Annotated in this window: 6 protein-coding genes; 3 read left to right on the plus strand and 3 right to left on the minus strand. The window is 68.2% G+C overall.

What is annotated here, in order from left to right:
* Positions 1-93 precede the first annotated feature (93 nt).
* The 3 genes from B1400_RS02605 to B1400_RS02615 form a co-directional block, all read right to left on the minus strand.
* Positions 94-849 carry a hypothetical protein gene (locus tag B1400_RS02605; RefSeq protein WP_095612893.1) on the minus strand — a complete coding sequence of 252 codons (756 nt, stop codon included), beginning with the start codon at positions 847-849 and terminating at the stop codon, positions 94-96.
* Positions 839-1,894 carry an NUDIX hydrolase gene (locus tag B1400_RS02610; RefSeq protein WP_407641056.1) on the minus strand — a complete coding sequence of 352 codons (1,056 nt, stop codon included), beginning with the start codon at positions 1,892-1,894 and terminating at the stop codon, positions 839-841. Before B1400_RS02610 ends, B1400_RS02605 begins: the two co-directional genes overlap by 11 nt.
* 130 nt (positions 1,895-2,024) lie before the next feature.
* On the minus strand, positions 2,025-4,262 hold the full coding sequence (locus B1400_RS02615; protein ID WP_095612895.1) for an RNA degradosome polyphosphate kinase: 2,238 nt from the start codon (positions 4,260-4,262) through the stop codon (positions 2,025-2,027).
* A 951-nt stretch (positions 4,263-5,213) separates the two neighbouring features.
* Between B1400_RS02615 and B1400_RS02620 the strand changes: the two genes are divergently transcribed.
* From B1400_RS02620 to B1400_RS02630, 3 genes are all read left to right on the plus strand, one after another.
* Entirely contained in the window at positions 5,214-6,194 is a 981-nt protein-coding gene (locus tag B1400_RS02620) for a septum formation initiator (protein WP_235607276.1), read from the plus strand.
* Positions 6,195-6,204: 10 nt separating this feature from the next.
* Complete coding sequence (locus B1400_RS02625; protein ID WP_407641057.1) at positions 6,205-7,281, plus strand: CpaF family protein; 1,077 nt, start codon at positions 6,205-6,207, stop codon at positions 7,279-7,281.
* The coding region (locus B1400_RS02630; protein WP_133064592.1) for a hypothetical protein at positions 7,241-7,479 on the plus strand (239 nt) is incomplete at its 3' end. The genes B1400_RS02625 and B1400_RS02630, both read left to right, overlap by 41 nt.

Consider the following 7,479-nt stretch of genomic DNA (forward strand, 5'->3'; position numbering starts at 1 on the left):
GGGGTCGATGGGTTGGGACGCAAACGGGTCGGTTTGCGGGTGGGGTCGTCGAACTGGTCGATGAACTCGGACGCACAGGGGAGGGACGGGTGGCTACTCGAGACGGCCACGGCGCCACAGGTGGGCGCCGGTGCGCAGATCGTCGGCCGTCGTGTGCAGGTTAGCGGCTGTGTGCAGCAGCTGCGCGGCCTTCGTATGCGCGGCGCGGATGTCCTCGGTCGTGCCGACGGCGGACCTGTCCAGGTCGGCCATCGCCTTCGCATGCGCGTTGAACCGTTGCGCCTGTACGCGCAGGCCGGCGACGACGACGTCGACGAAGGTCGCGGCACGGTCGAGCGCGACGGCGAAGTCACCGCGGAACGCGCCGGCGAGGATCGAGTCGGCGGTGCGCGCGATGTCCTCCTCGGTCGGCGCCGCGTCCACACCTGCGATCGCCGACGCCGACGTGACGATCGGCTCGCCGAGACGCCACAGCCGCGCGATCGAATCACGGCGTTTGCGCATCCATGTGCGCAGCAGATACAGCCGCCACAGCACGCCGGGCAGCGAATCCGGCTCCGCGTGGCTCCACAGTTCGGCGATGACGTCGACCCCCTCATGGTCGACGAGCGTGAGCACGCGCTCGACGACCTGCGGATCGTCGGTCTTGTGCACATGGCTGAGCAGCGCCCATGCCGTCGCGTGGCTGACGGCGCTCAGCTGTTCGGGGTCGACGCCGCCGGCGATGTTCTCGGCGAGCGCCTGATCAAGCTGTCCGGGGCGTGCGGGGCGAGGGGAACCGGTGTGCGTGAAGGCGGAGCGGCTCGCGATGATCGAGCCGGAGCCGCTGCGTTGCGCGTTAGTAGACAATCGGGGCCACTTTCTGGATGTCGATGATGCGCAGCCCGTCGTCGGTCGGTACGACGAACAGGGCGAGCGCGCTGCCGGTGGGCATGTACGGGGTCTTCGCGATGAGTTTCTTCGTCAGCGATTTGCTGGCGCACATCGGCCGCAGATGCTCGAACATGCCGCCGATGACCGGCCGATGCATGCAGATCGCCATCGGCTGGCCGCCGTGGACCGTTCGTTCGAGCTGCGCGAGGAACGCCTTCCATGCGCCGTCCGCGTCGCGCGCGAACGCGTCCTCGGTGAGTTCGGGGATGAACTCGACCGGCATGCCCGTCTGCCACGACAGCATCTGCATCGTTTGCTGGCAGCGCATCCACGGCGACGACGTGAGCCGTGCCGGCGCGTAGCAGGCGAGTTCGCGGTCGAGCGCGTATGCGGCGGCCGCGCCGAGCGGCGTGATCGGCCGTGCCGCGTCGGTGCCCTTCCACTGTTTGCGCGCCTCGGCCTTCGCGTGGCGCACGAGCAGCACGGCGCGCGCGGCGTCGGCGTGCTCCTCGAGACGGTCGGCGAACAGCGCGAGGATGTCCTTGTCGGTGGAGTGCGTCAGCGTCTTGCGTGCCTCGGGGACGGTCAGCCAGACGACGTCGTTGATCTCGCCGACGTCCGCGCGGTGCACGGGGCCGAAGGCGGGCGCCATCTGATGCGCGAGCGGACGGTCGATGACGGTGGCCATCCAGTACAGCACATGCTTGCGCTGCCCGCTGTCCGAGCCGTTGTGCTTGTTGCGCGACTTGCGACCCTCCGCGGAGAGCGGATACTCGACTTCGCCCAGATACGGCCCGAGAGCCACGGACTGCCCGGTCTCCTCGCCGATCTCGCGCACCGCCGCATGCCGGTGCGATTCGTTGTTCTCGAGCTTGCCTTTCGGCCAGCTCCAGTCGTCGTATTTCGGACGGTGCACGAGGCAGACCTCGATCGGGCCGCCCGGAGCGCCGCCGCGACGCCGGTAGAGGATGCCGCCGGCCGCTTCGACCACATGCTTGCATTTGCTACTCATGGCACCCATTGTAGGGGGAACGTCCGCTTTCACGATCTGCGTGACGGGGCGGCGGACGTCGGGCATATAGACCGGGGCCGGCGCACGTGCATGACGTGCGCCGGCCCCGCCTGCGGTCGCCGATGCCGACGGCCGCGTATCAGTTGTGCGCGTTCGGGCGACGCTGATGCTTGCGGATCAGGTATTCCTGGCTGTCGACGAGCGGGCGGCCGTCGGCGTCCTTCGCGTGGCGCACGTAGGTGCCGTCCGGCTGCATATGCCAGCTCGACGTGGAATCGGCCATCTGCAGATCGATGTACTTGATGAGCTCGTCGATCTGCTCCGGCACGGTGATGCGCACGAGCGCCTCGACGCGGCGGTCGAGGTTGCGGTGCATCAGGTCGGCGGAGCCGATCCACACCTCGGGACCGGAGATCGGGCCTTCGCCGATCTGCGGGCCGTCGGAGTTCGCGAACGCGTAGATGCGGCTGTGCTCGAGGAAACGGCCGAGGATCGAACGCACGCGGATGTTCTCACTCAGCCCGGGCACGCCCGGCTTGAGCGAGCAGATGCCGCGCTCGACGATGTCGATCTTCACGCCCGCCTGGCTTGCGCGGTAGAGGGCGTCGATCGTCTTCTCGTCGACGATTGAGTTCACCTTGATCTTGATCCACGCCTCCTTGCCTGCGCGCGCGGCGTCCTCCTCGCGGCGGATGCGCTGGATGAGACCGGAACGCACGGTGCGCGGCGCGACGAGCAGACGGTGGAAGCTCGACTTCGGCGCGTAGCCGCTCAACTGGTTGAACAGGCGCGTCATGTCCTGGCCGACGACGGGGTCGCAGGTGAGCAGGCCGAGGTCGGTGTACAGGCGCGCCGTCTTCGGGTTGTAGTTGCCGGTGCCCACATGGCAGTAACGTTTGAGGCCGTCCGCCTCCTGGCGCACGACGAGCGAGAGCTTGCAGTGCGTCTTGAGCCCGACGATGCCGTAGACGACGTGCACGCCGGCGCGTTCGAGCTTGCGCGCCCACGCGATGTTCGCGTCCTCGTCGAAGCGCGCCTTGAGCTCGACGAGCGCGAGCACCTGCTTGCCGGCGTGTGCGGCGTCGATGAGCGCGTCGATGATCGGCGAGTTGCTCGACGTGCGGTACAGCGTCTGCTTGATCGCGAGGACCTTCGGGTCGGCGGCGGCCTGCGCGAGGAACGCCTGCACCGACGTCGAGAACGAATCATAGGGATGGTGCAGCAGGATGTCGCGCTCGCGGATCGCGGCGAAGATGTCCTGCGCGCGGCTCGATTCGACCTGCGCGATCTGCCGGTTCGTCGTCGGCACGAACGGGCGGAACTTGAGATCCGGCCGGTCGATGCCGCCGAGCTCGAAGAGCACCGTCGCGTCGAGCGGCGCGGGCAGACGGTACACCTCCTCCGGCGTCACGCCCATCTGGTCGGCGAGCAGCTGGGAGAGGAACGGCGACGTCTCGTCGGAGATCTCGAGGCGGATCGGCGGCCCGAAACGGCGGCGCAGCAGCTCCTTCTCGATCGCGTTGAGCAGGTTCTCGGCGTCGTCCTCCTCGACCTCGATGTCCTCGTTGCGCGTCACGCGGAACGAGCGCGCCTCCTTGATGATCATGCCCGGGAACAGCGTCTCCAGATGCGCGATGATCAGGTTCTCCATCGTGATGAAGCCGTAGCGCACCTCGTCGGAGTCGTCCTCGGTCATGTCGTCGACCGGGACGAGCCGGTTGATGTTGTCCGGGATCTTGACGCGCGCGAAGTGCGATTTGCCGGAAGCCGGGTTCTCGACGATGATCGCCAGGTTGAGCGAGTTGCCGGAGATGTACGGGAACGGGTGCGCCGGATCGACGGCGAGCGGCGTGAGCACCGGGAAGATCTGCTGGCGGAAGTAACGCGACAGGCGTTCCTGCTCGCTGATCGTGAGCTTGTCCCATCCCAGCAGCTTGATGTTCTCCTTCGCGAGGTCCGGCAGGATGTGGTCCACGACGTAGTGGGCGTGCTCGTCCTGCAGCTTGTGCGCCTGCTCGGAGATCGCGCGCATCTGCTGGCGCGGGCTCAGTCCGGAGGGGCTCGTCACGGCGATGCCGGTGTCGATGCGGCGCTTGAGGCCGGCGACGCGGACCATGAAGAACTCGTCGAGGTTGTTCGCGAAGATCGCCGCGAAGTTGGCGCGCTCGATGATCGGGATGTCCTCGTCCTGGGCGAGTTCGAGCACGCGCTTGTTGAACTTGAGCCAGCTGAGCTCACGGTCGAAGAAGCGGTCCGGCGGCAACGGCTGCTCGCCGCTGAGCGTCTCGCGTTTGTCGGTCTTGTCCGTCTCTGCGATGTGTTCGGCGATCTGGCTGCGCAGAATCGCCTTCGAAGGTGCGTCAAAAATCTGTGCCATGCTCACTACTCTAGGGGGTGATGGCCGAGAAATCACTGGGAACGGCGAAAAATTCCGTTTTCGTTGCACAAACTTTACCTGAGCGTGGCGTGGCGTGGCGCGGTGGGGCGTGCCGTCGCTGTGGACGGCCCGGGTGCAACGCATGCGGACGGGACGCGCTGCGGACGGAATCCCGACACGCCGAGAGTGATGTTCGAATGAACATGCGGTCGTCCGGAGCGGACAATACAGCTCGTTTTCGTGTTGCGTTCGGAGGTGTGACGCACAAAACGGAAAAAATGTGAACATCGGCCCGATGGAGGCCGTTCCGACTTGCGAAGTCGGATGAATCGAGCATAATTGGCAAGTACAAGAACAACTGAATAGCAGACCCACAAAAAGTATATGATCAGCAAGATTATTACGTTGGGCGGGTATTGGAAAGACTTACCGTTGCAACGATGAGGTTGTGCAGAGATTCTGCGCAGTTGGACTTGTGAGGGACCCACTTCGGTGGGTCCCTTTTTCATGTTCCTTCATGTTCGGTGGTGCATGCCTGCTGATGCGCCGGAGCGGGCGGGGCGCGGCCGTGGTGGGCGCAGCCTCGAAGGGGGCTGCCGGCGACGACCGGACGCGCTTGGGGTCGGCGGCGGCTCGGCCGTAGCCGCGCGCGGTTATGGATCCGGCACGGTGGTCGTCGCGCATGTGCGGGGACACGCCGGGGCGTCGTCGGCGACGGCGAAAAGTGGCCGGCTTCGGCGTGCCCGGGACTGTGCGCGGCCGCCGTCGGCCCTACTGCCGGGCCGATGTGCCCAGTGGGGGATTGCTGCGTTCGCGCTCGGGGAAATGTGGATAACCGGTCCGTCCGTACACATACCCCCGGCGTCATTGCGCCCCGCGGGGCGCACGCCGTTCAATCGAGCCATGAACACATTGGCGATGATGCCTGCGTATGCAGATGGAAGAGGGGCGATGGGCCGGCCGATGGCCGCGTTCGGCACGTCCCGCAGCACGAACGAGCCGCAGCGGTACTACACGCCGCCGCGGGGAGGCACCGATGCGCGGCCGTATCGGCCGCGTCCGCAGGAGACGATGCGCCGCACCGACGCGCATCATGAGGCGATCGAACTGTCCGGAGGCAACGTCATCACGGTGTCGTCGGCGAGCGGGGGCGCCGGGACGTCGACGATCGCCGCGCTGCTGGTCCGCTCGCTCGTCGACCATCATGCGCCGGCGGCGCTCGTCGACGCCGACGTGCGCATGTGCGCGGGCGGTCTCGACGTGCTGCTCGGCATCGAGCATGAGCGCGGATCGCGTTGGCATGACGTGCATGCGCCGCTCGGGCAGCTGAGCGGTTCCGCGTTGTACAGGCAGCTGCCGAAATGGGGCAGCGTGAAGGTGCTCGCCTACAACCCATGGAACGGCGACGCGCCGAAGCCGTGGGAGCTCGACGCCGCCGTCCGTGCGCTCGCCGCCTGCGACGAGGTCGTCGTTGTGGATGCCGGACAAGGCGAGATGATCGCCGAGTCGCCGACGCTCATCGAGGCGTCGCATGTCGTCGTCGTGGAGCTGTCGGTGCTGGGGCTCGCGCGGGGCCGCGCCCATCTCGACTGGCTCGAACGGCAGGGTCAGGAGAGCGTCGACCGCCGCATGATGCCGCCGGGGCCCGGACAGCCGTCGCGCCCGGTCGCGCAGCGGCCCGGCGACGTCGCCGCCGTCGTCGGCGTGGAACCGCATGGGCCGGCGCGGCTGCGCGGCGTCGTCGACGTGAAGGAGGCGCAATCCTACCTGTGTAAGGACGTCATCGGCCCGATCCGCAACGACGCCAAGCTGTGCGGGGACATCCTCGAAGGCGCCGGCGTGCGTGCGGTGCCGAAACGCAACGCGCTCGTCATCGACCGGCTCGTCCGGCAGGTGGAACGCGTCTGCGACCTCAGCGGGACGCCGCGGTGAGGGGGCGGCGATGAACATGGCTTCGTGCACGACGCTCGAACTGGGGCCGCTCGCCGCACTTGGCGGCGACGGGCGCGTCACCGACGTCGTCGTGACCTGCGACGGCACCGTCTGGTTCGACGGCGGCCGCGGTATGCAGCTCGCGCACACGGCGATCCCGCTCGGCGATCCGGCGGTGCTGCGCGACCTGGCCGTGCGATTGTGCGCGCAGCTGGGCGTGCGGCTCGACGAGACGCAGCCGATCGCCGACGCGGCGGCCGACGACGGCACGCGAGTGCACGCCGTCATCGCGCCGATCGTGCCGCGCGGCGCGTCGATCTCGATCCGTTTCCCCGACCGTGCTCGCGCCGATCTGGAATCGCTCGCCGCGGCAGGCATGTTCCCGGCCCAATGGACGCCGATGCTGCGCATGCTCGTGCGCGCCAGGGCGAACATGCTCGTCTCGGGCGCGACCGGCACCGGCAAGACGACGTTGCTCAAGGCGCTGCTTGCGAGCTGCGCGCCGAACGAGCGGATCGTGACGGTGGAGGAGGTGCGCGAACTCGCCGCGGTGCCTCATCCGCACGTCGTGTCGCTCGTCGCGCGCGACGCGAACGTCGAAGGCGCAGGGCGGGTCGGATTGCCCGAACTCGTCAAGGCGACGCTGCGCATGCGCCCCGACCGGATCGTCGTCGGCGAGGTGCGCGGCGAGGAGGTCGTCGATCTGCTCAGGGCGCTCAATTCCGGGCATCGCGGCTCCTTGAGCACGATGCACGCCGATGGCGTGGATCGTGTCCCGTCCCGTCTCGTCTCGCTCGGCATGCTCGCCGGCGTGGCCCCGGACGCGCTCGAACGGCTCGCCGACGGCGCCTTCGACGTGCTCGTCCATCTCGAACGGATCGGCGGCCGCCGCCGTATCGCGCAGATCGGCATGCTCGACTGCCGCGACGGCGCGTTGCGGGGACGGTGCGTCGTCTCGCGGGACGGCTCCGGCGTGACGGTGACCGGTCCGGCGTGGCCTGATTTCCTAAGGAGGTGGTGCGATGCCGTGGCCGATACTGGCGGCGATGGGCGTGTTCCTCGCCGTGTCGCTTCACGAAGGCGCTGATGCGCGTCTCGGGCGCCTTGCGCCGGACGTCCGTGGTGCGGCGGACTGCGCCGGGCGCGACGGCGGACGCCGCGCCGGCATCGGCGCCGAAATCGCCGGGTTCGCCGCCATGCTGCGCGCGGGGCGTGACGTGCGCACGGCCTTCGACCGGTGTTTCGGCGCGCGGATCGATGCCGGGGCGGCGTCGTGGCCGCGGGT

The sequence above is a fragment of the Bifidobacterium italicum genome, assembly GCF_002286915.1.
GTDB lineage: Bacteria > Actinomycetota > Actinomycetes > Actinomycetales > Bifidobacteriaceae > Bifidobacterium > Bifidobacterium italicum.